The following is a 17,467-nucleotide window of genomic DNA, read 5'->3' as shown; positions in this document are numbered from 1 at the left end:
GCTCAGGGTGCGTCGACGGCTGCGCTGTCCACCCAGCGCGCCAAGACACCGAAGGCCGCGAGCTGCTCCAGAGCCTCGTGCTCCGGCAGCTCCGGCAGCTCCGGCAGCCCGTCCTCATGGCTGTTGGGGTTCCGGATGCCCGCGAAACAGCCCTCGGCGAAGGACATCGCGCCCCGGTGCACCCTACGGAAGGTGTCGCTGCTGTCGTCCGCCATCAGGCGAAGACGGGGCTGACCGGACTTGGCCGCGTCCTTGGAGAACACGCTCTGGAACAGGGCGGTTTCGCTCACGTCGCGGCAGCCGACCTTGTTCTGGGTCTCGGCGTTGACCTTCCGGGCTGCGGCGGTGACCGCCTCACGGAAGTGCCCGCTGCGCCACAGGGACCGGGCCCCGTCCCACATCCCACCGGTGCATGGCCGCCGCGCTGAGCCGAGGCGCGTCGTCCCCGAGCCGCTCACGAACCTCCGCGTCCCGCAGCAGGACGGCGTCGGCGCGCTGGACCGCTTCGCGGTGCTGACACCAGCGGTTGATGGGCTCATTGCGGTCGTCAGGAACCTCGGTACGCCACCGTGGCAGGGCCCGGCCGGAATCTGTTCCACGACCTGGGCACTCGCCACGATCTCGCGGCCTCCGCCGCGGTTGGCCAGTCTGCTACTGAAGATCGTCATGCCGGGCGAGTCGGGCGGCGAGTACAGCTCGATCAGCTTCAGGAAACTTGCCCGCTCGGCCCGGGCCCAGGAGACATTAATGCTCATCAGAGCATCATCCATGCGGCCGCTGACACCGCACAGGCTCCTTTCCCTGCAAGGGTGGTGACTGCTGAGTGCGTCAGGCGGCGGCAGTCAGCAACTGGCCCATGGCCGCGAGGACGGAGGGCTCCACTCGGTAGTAGACCCACGTCCCGCGCCGCTCCGAGGTGAGCAGGCCCGCCTCCCGCAGTTTCTTCAGATGATGGGAGACCGTCGGCTGAGACACGCCCACGTCGGAGATGTCGCAGACGCACGCCTCTCCGCCCTCGTGCGAGGCGACAGCCGAGAAAAGGCGCAGGCGGACAGGGTCACCGAGCGCCTTGAACATCTTCGCCGTCCGCTCGGCTTCCTCCGCGCTCAACGGCCGTTCGGTCAGCGGCGGGCAGCACGGCACGACAACCGGCTCCAGCACGGGCAACGACCTGATTTTCGACATACGCCTATGTTGACACACATCGAATCAGCGGGCGAGAAACTAGCACCCGTCCCCCTGCAGATGCACCGGAGCCGAGCGGAGCAGGGGCCGCCTTGCCTCTGTCCCGCTCACACCCCGGCGCACCGATCGCTCAGAGACCGACGCCGATCGGCGCCTTGCGGATATGGGCAGCCAAGGACGAAACGACGTATTCGGCGTCGCGACCCACGCCACGCAGGGTGTTGGAGGCGAAGGACCGCTGGAATTCCAAGCCCATGTAGACCAGGCCGGGATGGGTCAAGGACAGTCCGCCGCTGTGGAGCGGCATGCCGTCGGCGTCCAGGGCGCCCAGGGCCTTGAGATAGTCCAGGCTGGGCCGGCACCCGGTGGCCAGCAGCACGGTGTCGACCTTCTCGCGGGTGCCGTCGGCCCACACGACCGCTTCGCCCTCAAGCGCTGCGAACATCGCGCGCCGGGCCAGATGTCCGCCCTCCAGTGCCTTCCGGTAGCGACCGCCGTCCAGGACGAGTGTGCCGCCGACGTAGTGGATCAGCCAGGCCGGCGGCAGCTGGTCGAACCCGGTGGACGTCAACCAGTGGTGCACGTCCCGGCCCTCGCGTATCTGCGCGAGGAACTGCACGGGGTTGCGACTGGCGAGCGTCACCTGAGCCACCTCCGCGAGTTCGTAGCCGACCTGGACAGCCGTGTTGCCGCCCCCCACGACAACGACCCGCTTGTCCGTGTACGGCTCGGGGCTGCGGTAACCGGCGGCATGCACCACCTCACCGGCAAAGCCGTCCTGGCCGGGCAGGACCGGCAGGAGTGGATTCCCGAAGGCCCCCGTGGCTGCGACGATTCCGGCCGCACCTATGTTTCGACCGTCAGCGGTGGCCACCCTGAACCCGTCTCCGTCGCGCTCGACTCTGACGACGCGGGTGCGCGTGCGGACCTCGACCTCCAGGCGGTCCGCGTAACGACGAAGGTAATCGACCACCTCGTCCCGATGGGGGTAGCGGTCTCCGTCCCCGCCGAACGGTAGACCGGGCAGGGCACTGAACCTGGCAGGGGAAAACAGCGTAAGGCTGTCGTAGTACCGCGGCCACGAGCCCTCCGCATGATCGGAAGCCTCCAGGACCACGGGCCGAAGGCCCTCTCGTACCAGAGCTTCAGCGGCGGCAAGGCCAGACTGGCCACCACCGATCACCACAACATCGAGCTGCTCCATGGCTCACTCACACCCACTTCAAGTTCGATGAATGTCTAAGTTGACGACTATCAATACAGGTGTCATCCTGGATGCGCAAGCCATCGACAGCCGTCAAAACAATCTGGGGAGTCACCGTGAACGCGCCCGCCACCGCCCTGCCCGCCGTGGTGATCGGAGCAGGCCCCACGGGCCTGGCTGCCGCCGCCCACCTCACCGGACGCGGCATGGAAACCCTGGTCCTGGAAGCCGGTCCCGCAGCGGGCACCGCGGTACGCGAGTGGGGGCACGTACGACTGTTCTCAACATGGTCCGAGCTCGTGGACCCGGCCGCCGAGAAGCTCCTGTCCCCGACCGGCTGGACCACGCCCGACGGCGGCACCTGCCCCTCCGGCGCGGACTGGGCGGAAAAGTACCTCCAGCCGCTCGCCGACGTCCTCGGTGACAGGGTCCGCTACGGCACGACCGTCACCGGTGTCTCCCGCCTCGGCCGCGACCGCATCGTCGACGCGGACCGTGAGCAGCAGCCCTTCACCGTCCGCACCAGGAGCGCGGACGGCACAGAGGCGCGCATCCTCGCTCGGGCAGTGATCGACGCCTCCGGCACCTGGTCCACGCCCAGCCCCATCGGCGCCGACGGACTTCCGGCCCTCGGTGAGCACGCCGCCTCGGCCCGCGTCTCCTACCGCATCCCCGACCTCAAGGACCCCGCCGTGCGCGCCCGGTACGCCGGCAAGCGCACCGCCGTCATCGGCTCCGGCGCCTCCGCATTCACCGCGCTCGCCTCGCTCGCCGACGTCGCCAAGGACGAGCCCGGCACCCACTCCGTCTGGATCCTGCGCCGTGGAATCAGCGGCTCCACCTTCGGCGGGGGAACCGCCGACCAGCTCCCCGCCCGCGGTGCCCTGGGCCTGGCGGCTAAGGCCGCCGTCGACGCCGGGCACGCCGATGCCGTCACCGGTTTCCGCACGGAAGTCATCGAACCCGGTGCCGACGACAGCCTGACCCTGGTGGCCGAGGACGGACGCCGCCTCGACCCGGTGGACGAAGTGATCGTCCTGACCGGCCTGCGCCCTGACCTGTCCTTCCTGTCCGAACTCCGCCTCGGGCTGGACGAGCGCCTTCAGGCGCCCACTGAGCTGGCCCCGCTCATCGACCCGAACCAGCACTCATGCGGCACCGTCTATCCGCACGGACATCGCGAGCTGTCCCACCCCGAGCAGGGCGTGTACCTCGTCGGCATGAAGTCCTACGGCCGCGCCCCCACCTTCCTCGCCATGACCGGATACGAGCAGGTCCGCTCCGTGACCGCCGCTCTCGCGGGTGACATTGAGTCCGCCGACCGCGTCGAACTCACCCTTCCCGAGACCGGAGTCTGCGGCGGCGCCGGACTCTTCGACACCCCTGCCACGGCAGAGACGGACGGCGGAGGCTGCTGCGCCCCTGAGCCCTCCCTGGTCCAGATCGGTACTGCCGCGCCCGCCGGAACCGCGGCCGCCGAGGAGCCCGCGCCGGCCGGTGGCTGCTGCGCGTGACCGAGACCGACGCCCGCGGGGCCGCGACCGGAACAGGAGACCGGTCGCGGCCCCGCGCCGTACTCCCAGCCCTGTGTGCCACACAGATCACCAGCTGGGGCATCGTCTTCTACGCCTTTCCCGTCCTCAACCCGCAGATCACCGAGGACACCGGCTGGTCGACCGGGGCGACCACGGCCGCGTTCTCCCTTGCTCTTCTCGTCTCCGCGTTCGCCGGAATCCGCGTGGGCCGGATCATCGATCACCGCGGTCCCCGCACCGTCATGACGGCCGGCTCCGTCCTCGGCGTGCTGAGCATCCTCACCGTCGCCGCCGCCCCGAACCTGCCGCTTTTCTTCACCGGTTGGGTGCTGGCGGGCTTCGCCATGGCGGCCACCTTCTACCAGCCCGCGTTCGCCGCCATCACCCGCTGGTGGGCCCCCGACCACGTGCGAGCGCTGACCATCGTGACGCTCGCGGGCGGACTGGCGTCGACCTTCTTCGCACCTCTCACCGCAGCGCTGGCCGACGACCTGTCATGGCGCATGACCTACACGGTGCTCGCCGCCATCCTCGCCGCCGTCACGATTCCCGCCCACGCGCTGGCACTCGCAGCCCCCTGGCCTGCAGCACCATCGCCCTCGACGGCCCACGCCGGCCAGTCCGCGAAGACGGCGGCTCGCAGTCGTCCCTTCCGCATGCTCGCGGTGGCACTCACGCTCTCCACGTTCACCGTCTCCGCCGCAGTCGTCGCCCTTGTCCCTCTCCTGCTGGAACGCGGCTACTCCACCAGCGAGGCAGCATGGACACTCGGTCTGGGCGGCGCCGGGCAGACCCTGGGACGCACCCTGTACGCGGCCATCGCCCGCCGCACCGAAGTCACCGCGCGCACGACCACACTGATCGCACTCGGCGGCCTCACCACCGCAGCACTCGCGATCTCCCCCGGCCCATACGCCCTCCTGATCGCTCTCTCGATCGTCGCCGGGATGGTCCGCGGCAACCTCACCCTGCTCCAGGCCACCGCGATCACCGACCGATGGGGCACAACCAGCTACGGCCGTCTGTCGGGGCTCCTCTCGGCGCCGACCACCACTGCCTCCGCCCTCGCCCCCTTCGCCGGTGCCGCACTGGCGATACCGCTGGGCGGCTACCCGCAACTGTTCGGAGCACTGGCAGTTGTCTCCGTGCTTGCCTCCGTAGCCGCGCTCCGGGCAGCTACGGAAAACCCTGTTCCCCGTCAGTAATGGCGACGTCGCACTGAGGGATCCGAGATCGCAGCCGCGTCAGGCCAGAAGACGCCGCAGGACCGACGACCGGAGAACAAGCCACGTGCGGGGGGCGGATCCCCGATAAAGCCAAGCGGGGCGGAGCATCTCGCTCGACGGCCGTGGGACCGCGCACGACGCTCTCCCAGGAAACTGCCGCAAAAGGCCAGGTCAAACGTGTCCAGGGTGCGCTGGCACACTGCGGCAGCGGGCCTGTACCGCACGGCGCGCGGCTAGGGTGCGTTTTGAAAGTGCTGGTCACAGCCACTCGTTGATGGCTGCGGCCAGTACCGTCGCTTCGTAGCGGACGGCGAGCTTGTCGTACCTCGCGGCGACCGCGCGGTGCCGTTTCAGGCGATTGATTCCGCACTCCACAGCGTGGCGCTGCTTGCAGTCGTCCTTGTCGAACTTCGGTGGGCGGCCGCCGTGGGAACCGCGTTTCTTGCGGTTGGCGATCTGGTCGCGCTTCTCCGGGATCGTGCAGCGGATGCCACGTTTGCGCAGGTAGTCGCGGTTCGCGCGGGAGCCGTACGCCTTGTCGGCGCGCACCTTGTCCGGCCGGGTGCGCGGGCGGCCCTGCCTGAGCCGGGGCACCCGGATACGGCCCAGGACCACCTGGAACTGCGGTGAGTCACCGCGCTGTCCAGCCGTGATGACCAGCGCCATCGGCTTCTGGGCCTGCGCGACCGCCAGGTGCAACTTGGTGGTCGGCCCGCCCCGGGACCGTCCGAGCCCGTGGTCATCGGGCTCGGTGAACACACCACCTGGCGGCTCGATCTGCAGATCCCCCTTTTGCGGGCACCGGCCGCGTGCTGGTGGGCGCGGGCGATGGTCGAGTCCACCGAGACGTCCCAGGTGATCAGCCCTTCGGCGTCGGCCCGGGTCTGCAGCTGCTCAAAGATGCGGTGCCAGGTGCCGTCCCGCTGCCAGCGCCGGAACAGACCGTAGACCGTCTCCCACGGGCCGTACCGCTCAGGCACGTCCCGCCACGGAGCACCGGCGCGGGTGCGCCAGCGTATGCCGTCCATCAACTGCCGCTTGGTGTGCACCGGTGGCCGTCCAGGCTTCTTGCCGACCGGGAGCAAGGGCTCCAGCTTCGCCCACTGTGCATTCGTCAGATCATGCCGTCCCACGAAGTGGATCTTGGCACATCAAGATCCACTTCTGAAACGCACCCTAGGTGGTCATCAATGAATCTGGTACAGTTCGTTCGGGTGTGGTCCGATATATCGGTAAGCAGGCCGACGTAGGCGTGTGCGTATACCGCGAACATTTCAGCATCAGGCACCGCCGGTTCGTCAGGCTTGACGAAGCCCCTGCCTTTGATCCACCCCGGGGGCCATTGCCGTCCGTGACCGTTCACCAAGTCCCGAAAGCGTTCCGCCGGGTCGGGATCGTCGAAGGTCTCGTTGCACCACGCACCCGCGCGACCGCCACCGGCCCGCCAGCAGACGATGCGCGAGGCCGCCCCGGAGCTCAGTTCCTTCGTCTTGATATAGGCCATGAGGACAAGCGTACGAGGGGCCCGTGCGGTACCGCGCCTGCCCGACGACTCATCAATCGGGTGTATTTGCAGGTCACGACGTTTCTGCTGGAGTGGGGCGGGTGGGACTCGAACCCACGGCCGACGGATTATGAGTCCGCTGCTCTAACCGGCTGAGCTACCGCCCCAAGCGGCGTGTCGCGCACAGGTGTGCGTGCCGTCTGCCGCAGCATAGCCGCTCATACGATCTCCTGCCTCGATGATCGACCAGGCACGGCCCCCCCCTCGCGACCCCGAGGGCTGCCCCGGGGCCCGCACGGCCGCTCCGGGTGGTGGACCAGGACGCGAACCGGGCATGAAAAAGGACCCCCCACGGGGTCCTCGTTCAGCATGCTCCCCCGACTGGACTCGAACCAGTAACCTGCCGGTTAACAGCCGGCTGCTCTGCCAATTGAGCTACGGAGGACCGAGCTCCCCCGACTGGACTCGAACCAGTAACCTGCCGGTTAACAGCCGGCTGCTCTGCCAATTGAGCTACGGAGGAATGCCTCGTCTGCATCGAACGCACCTGCCTGGGTATTCGCCAGAGGGCGCGCGCTCGCTGCGACACATACATTAGCGCAAGCAGGGGGGTGCTTCGCCAATCGGTACTCCCCGGCGCCGTCGCCGCACCGCACAACCGTGCAGACCTGCACGCAGTCCTACACAAGGGAAGGGTGGCCGCCATGCGTTACCGGCTCACGTTCGTCGCCGGAGTCGTCCTGGGTTACGTGCTGGGCACGAGGGCCGGACGCGAGCGCTACGAGCAGTTGAAGAAGTCGGCGCAGCAGTTCGCGCAGAACCCCGCCGTGCGCAACACCGCGGAGACCGCGGCCCAGCAGGGCCGGGACATCGCGGGCCGGGCGTACCACGTGGTGAGTGACAAGGTCGGCGACCGGATGCCCGACTCGGTCTCGCAGCGGGTGCGCACCCTGCGCGAGCGCAGCGCGCAGGGCGCCGGCGAGGACGACTGGGGCACGAGCAACACCTGACCGGGCCCCGGTGACACCGGCGGGGAGCCCGCGGCGGACCGGCCCGGCGTCGTGATGTCGCCGGGTACGGCAGAATTTTGGCCATGGGGATAGTCGCCGGGTTGGACAGTGCGCCCGATTTCACTCGCATCGTCGTCTGTGACGCGGACAGCGGGACCGTGCTCAAACAGGGGTATGCGCCGCATCCGGTGGACCACCCCCAGGGCACGGGCCGCCCGTCCGACGTCGATCCGCAGAACTGGCTGTACTCGCTGGGCGAGGCGGCGGGCGGCGGTCTGCTCGAGGGCGTCCAGGCCATCGGGGTGTCCGCGCAGGCGAACGCGCTGGTGCCGCTGGACTCCCAGGGCAACACCGTGCGGCCCGCCATGGTCGGTGCCGACAAGCGGACCCAGGTCGCCGCGGCCGATCTGATCGACGCGCTCGGCGGCCGTGCTGCGTGGGCGCAGGCGGTGGGCAGCGTGCCGCAGGCCGCGCACCCGGTGACGAAGCTGCGCTGGCTGGCCCGCACGGAGCCCGAGAACGCGGCGCGCACCGCCGTACTGCTCCAGGCGCACGACTGGCTGGTGTGGCAGCTCCTGGGCCGTCCGGTGCGTCGGACCACCGACCGGGGCGGCGCGTCCGGCACCGGCTACTGGGCGGCGGCGACCGGGAACTACCGGGCCGACCTGGTGGAGCTGGCGCTCGGGCACCCGACCATGCTGCCGGAGGTGATCGGCCCCGCCGAGGCGGCCGGGGCCACCCCGGAGGGGCTGCTGATCTCGGCCGGCACCGGGGAGACGATGGCGGCGGCCTTCGGGCTCGGGATCGGCCTGGGCGACGCGGTGGTGTCGCTGGGCGCGTCCGGCTCGGTCATGGCCGTCCACCCCGAGGCGCTCTACGACCCGGACGGCATGATCACCGCGCTGGCGGACGCCACCGGGATGCACCTGCCCGTCGTCACCACACTGAACGCGGTACGGACCCTGCGCGGGACCGCGGAGCTGCTCGGACTGCCCGACCTGGAGAGCCTGTCCGACCTGGCGATGAAGTCGACGCCGGGCTCGCACGGGCTGGTACTGCTCCCCTATCTGGAGGGCGAGCGGACGCCGAACCTGCCGCACACCGCCGGGACCCTGTCGGGGCTGCGGCGCGAGTCCATGAAGCCGGAGCACCTGGCGCGGGCCGCGTTCGAGGGCATGCTGTGCGGGCTCGCGGACGCGCTGGACGTGATGCGCGGCCGGGGCGTGGAGGTCCGGCGGGTGTTCCTGCTGGGACAGGCCGCGGAGCTGCCCGCCGTGCAGGCGGCGGCGCCCTCCCTGTTCGGGGCGCAGGTGGTGGTGCCGCAGCCCGCGGACTACGCGGCGATCGGCGCGGCCCGGCAGGCGGCGTGGGCGCTCGGGGCGTCCCGGGGCACCCTCGACCCGCGGACGCCGCCCGTCTGGCAGGGCGCGGCGGCGCAGGTGCTGGAGCCGGGCGAGGACCTGGCGGTGGGGCAGGCGGTGCGCCAGCAGTTCGTGTCGGTGCGCGAGCAGACCCACCCGGGGGCGTTCCGGATGTGACCGGACAGGCTGCGAAGGGGGCACCGGCGGCGCGCGGAACCGGATTTAATCGGTTGGAGTAACGCGGGTGGAGTGTCCGACGATAGGGGCCAGGGGCAACCACTGGCCCCCGCCGACCACCCGAGAGATTCAGCGTGCTGATACGACTACTGCGGGCTTACCTGCGGCCGTACAAAAGACCCATCGTCCTTCTGGTGCTGCTGCAGTTCCTGCAGACCTGCGCCACGCTCTACCTGCCCACCCTCAACGCCGGCATCATCGACGAGGGTGTCGTCAAGGGGGACACCGGCTACATCCTGTCCCACGGCGCCCTGATGATCGGCATCTCGCTGGCACAGGTCGTGTGCAACGTCGCTGCCGTGTACTACGGCGCCCGGACCGCGGCGGCGCTCGGGCGGGACGTGCGCGGGGCCGTCTTCGACCGGGTGCAGTCGTTCTCCGCGCGTGAGGTCGGCCACTTCGGCGCGCCCTCGCTGATCACCCGTACGACGAACGACGTCCAGCAGATCCAGATGCTGGCCCTGATGACGTTCACGCTGATGGTGTCGGCACCGATCATGTGTCTGGGCGGCATCGTGATGGCGCTCGGTCTGGACGTCCCGCTGTCCGGGGTGCTGGTCGCGGTGGTGCCGGTGCTGGGCGTCTCGGTGACGCTGATCGTGCGGCGGCTGCGTCCGCTGTTCCGGACCATGCAGGAACGGCTCGACACGGTGAACCGGGTGCTGCGCGAGCAGATCACCGGCAACCGGGTGATCCGGGCGTTCGTCCGGGACGCCTACGAGCAGCGGCGGTTCGGGAGGGCCAACGCCGAGCTGACCGAGGTGTCGCTCGGCACCGGCAATCTGCTGGCGCTGATGTTCCCCGTGGTGATGACGGTGGTGAACCTGTCGTCGATCGCGGTGGTGTGGTTCGGCGCGCACCGGATCGACAGCGGTGGCATGCAGATCGGTGACCTGACCGCGTTCCTCGCCTATCTGATGCAGATCGTCATGGCCGTGATGATGGCCACCTTCATGTTCATGATGGTGCCGCGGGCCGAGGTGTGCGCCGAGCGCGTCCAGGAGGTGCTGGAGACCTCCTCCAGCGTCGTACCGCCCGCCGCGCCCGTCACCGAGCTGCCCCGGCACGGCCATCTGGAGATCCGGGGCGGCGGCTTCCGCTTCCCGGGTGCCGAGGAGCCGGTGCTGAAGTCGGTGGACCTGGTGGCCCGGCCGGGCGAGGTCACCGCCGTCATCGGCTCGACCGGAAGCGGCAAGTCGACGCTGCTCGGACTGGTCCCCCGGCTGTTCGACGCGACCGACGGCGAGGTCCTGGTGGACGGCGTACCCGTCGCGGACCTCGATCCGGCGCTGCTCGCGAGGACGGTCGGAATGGTGCCGCAGAAGCCGTACCTGTTCGCGGGGACGGTGGCGACGAATCTGCGGTACGGCCGTCCGGACGCCACGGACGCCGCGTTGTGGCACGCGCTGGAGGTGGCGCAGGCCAGGGAGTTCGTGGAGCGGCTGGAGGGCGGGCTCGACGCGCCGATCGCGCAGGGCGGGACGAACGTCTCCGGCGGCCAGCGCCAACGGCTCGCGATCGCACGGACGCTGGTGCAGCGTCCCGAGATCTATCTCTTCGACGACTCCTTCTCCGCGCTCGACTACGCGACCGACGCGGCACTGCGGGCGGCCCTGGCCGAGGAGACCGCCGATGCGACGGTGGTGATCGTCGCCCAGCGGGTGGCGACCATCCGGGACGCCGACCGGATCGTGGTCCTGGACGGGGGCCGGGTCGCCGGCACCGGCCGGCACCACGAACTGATGGCGGACAACGAGACCTACCGGGAGATCGTGCTCTCCCAGCTGACGGAAGCGGAGGCCGCCTGATGGCCGGGGCCATGGCGCGGGCCGGGGCCGGGGCGGGCCCCGACCACCAGTCGCTGCATTTCAAGGAGTCGGGCACACGGCTCGTCAGGCGGTTCGGGCCGGAACGCCTGACCCTCTACGGGCTGCTGGCCTGCGTGGTGCTGAGCGTGGGGCTCAGCGTGATCGGGCCGAAGATCCTCGGCCGGGCGACCGACCTGGTCTTCGCGGGCATCGTCGGACGGGACATGCCGGCCGGGGCCACCAAGGAGCAGGTGCTGGAGTCGATGCGGGAGCGCGGTGAGGGCGGTGTCGCGGACATGCTCCGCGGCACCGACTTCACGCCGGGCGAGGGCATCGACTTCACGGCCGTGGGCAACGTCCTGTTGCTCGCCCTGGCGGTGTTCGTGGTCGCCGGCCTGCTGATGGCGGTGGCGACGCGGCTGGTCAACGGCGCCGTGAACCGCACCATGTACCGGATGCGTGAGGACGTGCAGACGAAGCTGTCGCGGCTGCCGCTGTCGTACTTCGACAAGCGGCAGCGCGGTGAGGTGCTGAGCCGGGCGACCAACGACATCGACAACCTCGGGCAGACGCTCCAGCAGACGATGGGCCAGCTGATCAACTCGCTGCTGACCATCATCGGGGTGCTGGCGATGATGTTCTACGTGTCCTGGATCCTCGCGCTGGTGGCGCTGGTGACGGTGCCGCTGTCGTTCGTGGTCGCCACCCGCGTGGGCAAGCGGTCGCAGCCGCACTTCGTGCAGCAGTGGCGTACGACGGGAAAGCTCAACGCGCACATCGAGGAGATGTACACCGGACACACCCTGGTGAAGGTGTTCGGGCGCCAGGAGGAGTCGGCGAAGCGGTTCGCCGAGGAGAACGACGCGCTGTACGAGGCCGGTTTCAAGGCGCAGTTCAACAGCGGCGTCATGCAGCCGCTGATGCTCTTCGTGTCGAACCTCAACTACGTGCTGGTGGCGGTCGTCGGCGGGCTGCGGGTCGCGTCGGGCGCGCTGTCCATCGGCGACGTGCAGGCGTTCATCCAGTACTCGCGGCAGTTCTCGATGCCGCTGACGCAGGTCGCCTCGATGGCGAACCTGGTGCAGTCGGGTGTCGCCTCGGCGGAGCGGGTCTTCGAGCTGCTCGACGCCGAGGAGCAGGGGGCCGACCTCTCGCCGGCCGAGAAGCCGGCCGAGCTGCGCGGGCGGGTGGCGCTGGAGCACGTCTCGTTCCGGTACGAGCCGGAGAAACCGCTGATCGAGGACCTGTCGCTCACGGTGGAGCCGGGTCAGACGGTCGCGATCGTCGGCCCGACCGGCGCGGGCAAGACGACGCTGGTGAACCTGCTGATGCGGTTCTACGAGGTGTCCGGCGGGCGCATCACGCTCGACGGCGTCGACATCGCGCGCATGTCCCGGGACGAGCTGCGGGCCGGGGTCGGCATGGTGCTCCAGGACACCTGGCTGTTCGGCGGCACCATCGCGGAGAACATCGCGTACGGCGCCTCGCGGAAGGTCACCCGCGAGGAGATCGAGGAGGCGGCGCGGGCGGCCCACGCCGACCGGTTCGTCCGCACGCTGCCGGACGGGTACGACACGGTGATCGACGACGAGGGCAGCGGGGTCAGCTCCGGTGAGAAGCAGCTCATCACCATCGCGCGGGCGTTCCTGTCCGATCCGGTGATCCTGGTGCTGGACGAGGCGACGAGTTCCGTGGACACCCGGACCGAGGTGCTGATCCAGAAGGGGATGGCCGGACTGGCCCACGGGCGGACGTCGTTCGTCATCGCACACCGGCTCTCCACGATCCGGGACGCGGACACGATCCTCGTCATGGAGAACGGCTCGATCGTCGAACAGGGCGCCCACGAGAAGCTGCTGGCGGCCGGCGGAGCCTACGCCCGGTTGTACCGGGCGCAGTTCGCGCAGGCGGCAGTGGAGGTGGACTGACGGGCCCGTGCCCGGCCGGCGGCGTCACGGCAGCGTGACGCCGCCGGCGCTCAGCCCGTCCCGGCCGTCTCCGTCTGCTTCCTCAGCTGGACGGTGATCACCTCGTCCGGTACGACGCCCGCGCGCTTGTGCGCGGCCAGGCCCTGCCGGCCGAAGACGGCGACGTGGGAGCCACTGCGCACCACCTGGTACCAGAACGCCGTGCCCGACGACTCCCGCTTGTAGGCGACCGCCTCGTCGCCCGGACCGGGGTCGGGGTCGGGGTCGGGGAGGGCGGTGACGGTCGGCCGCAGGCCCAGCTCGTCCTTGTATCCGGTACAGGATTTCGTCGCCTCGCGGACGCGGGTGAGGAGTTCCCCGGCGTCGGCGGCCTTGTCGTAGGCGTACAGCTCGATCGTGGTGGCCTTCGTGTCCGTCTTCGGGTGGACGGAGCGGGCCGCCGCAGCGGCCGGCTCCGGTTCGGGGGAGCGCAGCCGGATGTCCTCCATGGGCTGGCAGACCGCCGGGTCGGCCGGTTCGCCCTTGCTGCCGAGGACGGTGCCCTGTTTGAAGACGGTGAAGGTGTAGTCGGGCAGGTCCGCTTCCGCGACCGCCGCGCTCTCCAGACCGGCCGCGTCCAGCGGGCCGCCCGCCTTCTTCTGTGTCCCCTTCCCCGAGCCCTCGGCCGCGGCACCGGCCCCGCCGTCCGCGGACCCCTCGTCGCCGCCTCCGCAGCCGGCCAGCAGTGCCGCCGTCGCCAGCACCGCCACGACCGCCGGAACCCGCCGTAATCCGTTCACGCGCATTCCCACTCCTCGAAGACCTGTCCCCGGCACATCGGTACCAAGGTCACGTGAGAAGGACGACGGCAGAATGCGGCGGGTTCGGCGTCGGTGAAAACGCGTACTCCCTCTACGCCTGTGGTCCGTGGTGCGCGTGGACCCGAGCCACGAGCGGACGATCGCCGCCATGGCCTCGGCCTCACTCCAGGTAGCCCCGCAGTTGGTCGGCGAAGGTGTGGTCGCGGAGTTTGCCGAGGGTCTTGGACTCGATCTGGCGTATGCGCTCGCGGGTGACGCCGAAGATGCGGCCTATCTCCTCCAGGGTGCGGGGCCGTCCGTCGACCAGGCCGTAGCGGAGTTGGACGACCTTGCGCTCACGCTCCCCCAGCGTCGACAGGACCGCCTCCAGGTGCTCCCTCAGCAGCAGGAACGCGGCCGACTCGACGGGGCTCGCGGCGTCGCCGTCCTCGATGAGGTCGCCGAGGGCGACGTCGTCCTCCTCGCCCACCGGAGCGTGCAGGGAGACGGGTTCCTGGGCGAGCCGCAGCACCTCGCCGACCCGCTCGGGGGTCAGGCCGAGCTGGGCGGCGACCTCGTCCGCGGTGGGTTCACTGCCTCGCTCCTGGAGCATGCGGCGCTGGACGCGGACGACGCGGTTGATGAGTTCGACGACGTGCACGGGGACGCGGATGGTGCGGGCCTGGTCGGCGAGCGCGCGGGACATGGCCTGGCGGATCCACCAGGTGGCGTAGGTGGAGAACTTGTAGCCGCGCGCGTAGTCGAACTTCTCCACGGCCCGGATCAGGCCGAGGTTGCCCTCCTGCACCAGGTCCAGCATGGTCAGCCCGCGGCCCACGTACCGTTTGGCGACGGAGACGACGAGCCGCAGGTTGGCCTCGATCAGCCGCCGCTTGGCCATCCGGCCCATGACGACGAGCCGGTCCAGGTCGAGGGCGAGCCTGCTGTCCAGGTCGGAGGCGAGCCGCAGCTTCTCCTCGGCGAACAGTCCGGCCTCGACACGGCAGGCGAGCTCGACCTCCTCGGCCGCGGTGAGCAGCGGGATGCGGCCGATCTCCCGCAGGTACTGGCGGAACAGGTCCGAGGAGGGGCTGCCTGACTCGGCACGCACCGGCGGCGGGGCCGCCTCCACCGGGTCCACCGGGTCCGCAGGGTCCGCAGGGTCCGCAGGGTCCGCCGGGCCCCCCGGTTCAAGAGCCTCGGACGAGGGTTCGCCCTCCGTCTCGGGGTGATGTGCGGCCCGGCTCTGCGCGGGCACCGCCACCAGGACGTCCGCGTCGGGCCGCGCACCGGCCGTACGCGCGGCGGACTGGGCGAGGGTCTGGATCTGGGTCTGCACCGGGGCGACCTCCAGGATGATCGCTGCCGAGGGGGGGCGGCAGCGGTACTTCGGGGACGGAGTCGGCGGCCTTGCCGCTGTTCGTCCCGTACGCGACGAGCGCAGCCGCGGGGGTCCGCGACCCGTCGGGGACGGGTCGGCCGCGCTCCGAGGACTCGGGCACCGCACCCCAGTGTGGGGTACGGCACATCCTCCCCACGAGAGGCGTGCGACGACTTTTTGCTTCCGCGCGGTGACCCGGCGGTTACGGACTGCCTACAGCGCCGCCGCGCCGTGTTCGCGCAGGGCCTGGTCGTACTGCTGGAGGACCCACAGTTCGTTCTGCACGGAGGCCAGTTCGGCCGGGTCGCCCTGGGAGGCGACGCGGGTCAGCCGGCCGGTGATCTCACGGATGCGGCGCTCGACGGCGCGGCGGCGGACGGTGACCAGCTGGGCGCCCGCGTACGTCTCGTCGACCTCCTTGACGCCCCGGTGCAGCATGATCGCCTCGACGGCGAGTTCGGTGACCATGGCACGGACGGCGTCGTCGGGGGCGGCCTCCCGGACGCGGACCAGATAGTCCTGCGGGTCGGGGACGCCGGATTCGGCGCCGCCCGCGTCCAGGACGGCCTGGCGCACCGCCGCGTACACCGGGGCGGTGAACTCGTCGAGGCCGTACGCGTCGAAGGCCGGGGAGACCAGTTCGGGGCGCTGGAGGGCGAGCTTGAGCAGTTCGCGTTCGGTGGCGAAGACGGGGTTGCGCAGGTTGAGCGCGGGGCCGCGCGGGAGGGCCGGTGCCGGGGCGGAGCCGTACTGCTGCGGGCCACCACCGCCGCCCCCGCCGCGCTGCTGCCGGTCGGGGGCGGGGCCCTTTCCGCCGCGGTCGCGGGCCCAGCGGGCGAGCTGCGCCACCCGCTTGACCACGAACTGGGTGTCGAGGATGCCGAGCATGCCCGCGAGCTGGACGGCGACCTCGTGCTGGGCGCCGCTGTTCTTGATGCGGGCGACGACGGGGGCGGCCTCGTCGAGGGCGGCGGCCCGGCCGGCCGGGGTGTCCAGGTCGTAGCGGCCCACGATGTGGCGCAGCGCGAACTCGAAGAGCGGGGTGCGCGGTTCGGCGAGGTCGGCGACCGCGTCGTCGCCCTTGGCGAGGCGCAGGTCGCAGGGGTCCATGCCGTCGGGCGCGATGGCGATGTAGGTCTCGGCGGCGAATTTCTGGTCGTCCTCGAAGGCGCGCAGGGCTGCCTTCTGTCCGGCCGAGTCACCGTCGAAGGTGAAGATCACTCGGGCCGAGCCGTTGTCCATCAGCAGCCGGCGCAGGATCTTGATGTGGTCGGTGCCGAACGCGGTGCCGCAGGTCGCGATGGCGGTGGTGACCCCGGCCAGGTGGCAGGCCATGACGTCGGTGTACCCCTCGACGACGACCGCGCGGGACGACTTCGCGATGTCCTTCTTCGCCAGGTCGATGCCGTAGAGGACGTGGGACTTCTTGTAGATCGCCGTGTCGGGGGTGTTGAGGTACTTCGGTCCGTTGTCCGACTCGTAGAGCTTGCGGGCGCCGAAGCCGACGACGTCGCCGGCGATGTCGCGGATGGGCCACATCAGGCGGCCGCGGAAGCGGTCGATCGGACCGCGGCGGCCGTCCTGGGAGAGGCCGGAGAGGATCAGCTCCTTGTCGGTGAAGCCCTTGCCGCGCAGGAAGCGGGTGAGGTGGTCCCAGCCCTGGGGGCTGTAGCCGACGGAGAAGTGCTGTGCGGCGCCCTGGTCGAAGCCGCGCTCGGCGAGGAAGGTGCGGCCGGTGTCCGCCTCGGCGGAGGTCGCGAGCTGTTCCGTGTACCACTCGGCGGCGATCTGGTGGGCCTCGACCAGACGGATGCGCTCGCCGCGCTGGTGGGCGGGGTTGTACCCGCCCTCCTCGTAGCGCAGGGTGATGCCGGCCTGGGCGGCGAGCCGCTCGACCGCCTCGGAGAAGGAGAGGTGGTCGATCTTCATCACGAACGTGATGGTGTCGCCGCCCTCCTGGCAGCCGAAGCAGTGGAAGAACCCCTTGCTCGGACTCACCTGGAAGGAGGGCGACTTCTCGTCGTGGAAGGGGCACAGGCCCTTGAGGTTCCCGCCGCCCGCACCCTTGAGCTGGAGGTACTCGGACACCACGGCGTCGATCGGGACCGCGTCCCGTACCGCCTTCACGTCCTCGTCGTTGATCCGCCCAGCCACGCGTGAAGTCTACGGCGGTCCGCCGACAGCCGGCCCCGGGGCACCCGCCCCGCCGGTGTGCGGTTCCCCGTCGGCGGGGTGCGGATGCCCGCGGGGCCGTGTGTCCCGGCCGGCCGACGGAAGTGCCGGCGTCCCCGCCGGCCCACGGGAGCACG

Annotated in this window: 14 protein-coding genes and 3 tRNA genes; 6 read left to right on the top strand and 11 right to left on the bottom strand. The window is 70.5% G+C overall.

Annotation, left to right across the window (positions count from 1 at the left end; genetic code table 11):
- Positions 1 to 2: 2 nt before the first annotated feature.
- The 3 genes from TU30_RS21065 to TU30_RS21055 form a co-directional block, all read right to left on the bottom strand.
- Positions 3 to 755: a TIGR02391 family protein gene (locus TU30_RS21065; RefSeq protein ID WP_158719348.1), complete on the bottom strand. Its 753-nt coding sequence runs from the start codon at positions 753 to 755 to the stop codon at positions 3 to 5.
- A gap of 73 nt (positions 756 to 828) precedes the next feature.
- Positions 829 to 1,185 (bottom strand): helix-turn-helix transcriptional regulator, encoded by a 357-nt coding sequence (locus TU30_RS21060; protein WP_042172193.1) that lies wholly within the window; start codon positions 1,183 to 1,185, stop codon positions 829 to 831.
- 130 nt (positions 1,186 to 1,315) lie between these two features.
- Positions 1,316 to 2,389 carry an NAD(P)/FAD-dependent oxidoreductase gene (locus tag TU30_RS21055; RefSeq protein ID WP_042172192.1) on the bottom strand — a complete coding sequence of 358 codons (1,074 nt, stop codon included), beginning with the start codon at positions 2,387 to 2,389 and terminating at the stop codon, positions 1,316 to 1,318.
- A 116-nt stretch (positions 2,390 to 2,505) separates the two neighbouring features.
- Here TU30_RS21055 and TU30_RS21050 point away from each other — a divergent pair, with 116 nt between their 5' ends.
- The gene (locus tag TU30_RS21050) at positions 2,506 to 3,903 is read left to right on the top strand and encodes an FAD-dependent oxidoreductase (RefSeq protein ID WP_042172190.1); all 1,398 of its coding nucleotides are present in this window, start codon (positions 2,506 to 2,508) and stop codon (positions 3,901 to 3,903) included.
- Positions 3,900 to 5,129 (top strand): MFS transporter, encoded by a 1,230-nt coding sequence (locus TU30_RS21045; RefSeq protein WP_042172189.1) that lies wholly within the window; start codon positions 3,900 to 3,902, stop codon positions 5,127 to 5,129. The genes TU30_RS21050 and TU30_RS21045 overlap by 4 nt, the downstream gene beginning before the upstream one ends.
- Positions 5,130 to 5,408: 279 nt before the next feature.
- Here the strand turns inward: TU30_RS21045 and TU30_RS34380 are convergent.
- The 5 genes from TU30_RS34380 to TU30_RS21025 all read right to left on the bottom strand — a co-directional run bounded on the left by TU30_RS34380 (position 5,409) and on the right by TU30_RS21025 (position 7,177).
- Positions 5,409 to 6,283, bottom strand: a protein-coding gene (locus TU30_RS34380) for an IS5 family transposase (RefSeq protein WP_370626684.1) whose coding sequence is annotated in 2 segments (ribosomal slippage) — positions 5,409 to 5,917 and positions 5,917 to 6,283 — 876 coding nt in all. Because the reading frame shifts where the segments join, the coding sequence is not laid out codon by codon here.
- A complete protein-coding gene (locus tag TU30_RS36100) occupies positions 6,265 to 6,654 on the bottom strand; it encodes a hypothetical protein (RefSeq protein WP_158719347.1) in 390 nt (129 codons plus the stop codon). Before TU30_RS36100 ends, TU30_RS34380 begins: the two co-directional genes overlap by 19 nt.
- 93 nt (positions 6,655 to 6,747) lie before the next feature.
- A tRNA-Ile gene (locus TU30_RS21035) sits at positions 6,748 to 6,821 on the bottom strand.
- A gap of 205 nt (positions 6,822 to 7,026) precedes the next feature.
- A tRNA-Asn gene (locus TU30_RS21030) sits at positions 7,027 to 7,099 on the bottom strand.
- Positions 7,100 to 7,104: 5 nt separating this feature from the next.
- Positions 7,105 to 7,177: transfer RNA gene (locus TU30_RS21025), tRNA-Asn, on the bottom strand.
- A gap of 181 nt (positions 7,178 to 7,358) precedes the next feature.
- Between TU30_RS21025 and TU30_RS21020 the strand changes: the two genes are divergently transcribed.
- The 4 genes from TU30_RS21020 (at position 7,359) to TU30_RS21005 (ending at position 12,998) form a co-directional block, all read left to right on the top strand.
- Positions 7,359 to 7,664, top strand: a complete 306-nt coding sequence (locus tag TU30_RS21020; RefSeq protein ID WP_042172186.1) for a hypothetical protein — start codon at positions 7,359 to 7,361, stop codon at positions 7,662 to 7,664.
- Between the two features lie 83 nt (positions 7,665 to 7,747).
- Positions 7,748 to 9,202 (top strand): FGGY-family carbohydrate kinase, encoded by a 1,455-nt coding sequence (locus tag TU30_RS21015; RefSeq protein ID WP_078878404.1) that lies wholly within the window; start codon positions 7,748 to 7,750, stop codon positions 9,200 to 9,202.
- Between the two features lie 134 nt (positions 9,203 to 9,336).
- Positions 9,337 to 11,070, top strand: a complete 1,734-nt coding sequence (locus tag TU30_RS21010; protein ID WP_042172182.1) for an ABC transporter ATP-binding protein — start codon at positions 9,337 to 9,339, stop codon at positions 11,068 to 11,070.
- Positions 11,070 to 12,998 carry an ABC transporter ATP-binding protein gene (locus TU30_RS21005; RefSeq protein WP_042172180.1) on the top strand — a complete coding sequence of 643 codons (1,929 nt, stop codon included), beginning with the start codon at positions 11,070 to 11,072 and terminating at the stop codon, positions 12,996 to 12,998. The genes TU30_RS21010 and TU30_RS21005 overlap by 1 nt, the downstream gene beginning before the upstream one ends.
- Positions 12,999 to 13,048: 50 nt before the next feature.
- Here the strand turns inward: TU30_RS21005 and TU30_RS21000 are convergent, their stop codons facing one another.
- From TU30_RS21000 to dnaG, 3 genes are all read right to left on the bottom strand, one after another.
- Positions 13,049 to 13,783 (bottom strand): hypothetical protein, encoded by a 735-nt coding sequence (locus TU30_RS21000; RefSeq protein ID WP_042172179.1) that lies wholly within the window; start codon positions 13,781 to 13,783, stop codon positions 13,049 to 13,051.
- A gap of 175 nt (positions 13,784 to 13,958) precedes the next feature.
- On the bottom strand, positions 13,959 to 15,116 hold the full coding sequence (locus TU30_RS20995; protein WP_370626683.1) for an RNA polymerase sigma factor: 1,158 nt from the start codon (positions 15,114 to 15,116) through the stop codon (positions 13,959 to 13,961).
- 255 nt (positions 15,117 to 15,371) lie between these two features.
- Positions 15,372 to 17,312 (bottom strand): DNA primase, encoded by a 1,941-nt coding sequence (dnaG, locus tag TU30_RS20990; RefSeq protein ID WP_042172177.1) that lies wholly within the window; start codon positions 17,310 to 17,312, stop codon positions 15,372 to 15,374.
- Between the last annotated feature and the right edge of the window lie 155 nt (positions 17,313 to 17,467).

This window comes from Streptomyces sp. NBRC 110035, assembly GCF_000829695.1.
Classification (GTDB): domain Bacteria; phylum Actinomycetota; class Actinomycetes; order Streptomycetales; family Streptomycetaceae; genus Streptomyces.
The sequence above is the reverse complement of the archived record's forward strand: the minus strand, read 5'-3'. Positions and strand labels throughout refer to the sequence as shown.

Bases quoted from the DNA above. Each gene is read 5' to 3' on its own strand.
- TU30_RS21065 (WP_158719348.1), bottom strand. From the start codon at position 755: ATGAGCATTAATGTCTCCTGGGCCCGGGCCGAGCGGGCAAGTTTCCTG.
- TU30_RS21060 (WP_042172193.1), bottom strand. From the start codon at position 1,185: ATGTCGAAAATCAGGTCGTTGCCCGTGCTGGAGCCGGTTGTCGTGCCG.
- TU30_RS21055 (WP_042172192.1), bottom strand. From the start codon at position 2,389: ATGGAGCAGCTCGATGTTGTGGTGATCGGTGGTGGCCAGTCTGGCCTT.
- TU30_RS36100 (WP_158719347.1), bottom strand. From the start codon at position 6,654: ATGGCCTATATCAAGACGAAGGAACTGAGCTCCGGGGCGGCCTCGCGC.
- TU30_RS21020 (WP_042172186.1), top strand. From the start codon at position 7,359: ATGCGTTACCGGCTCACGTTCGTCGCCGGAGTCGTCCTGGGTTACGTG.
- TU30_RS21015 (WP_078878404.1), top strand. From the start codon at position 7,748: ATGGGGATAGTCGCCGGGTTGGACAGTGCGCCCGATTTCACTCGCATC.
- TU30_RS21005 (WP_042172180.1), top strand. From the start codon at position 11,070: ATGGCCGGGGCCATGGCGCGGGCCGGGGCCGGGGCGGGCCCCGACCAC.
- TU30_RS21000 (WP_042172179.1), bottom strand. From the start codon at position 13,783: ATGCGCGTGAACGGATTACGGCGGGTTCCGGCGGTCGTGGCGGTGCTG.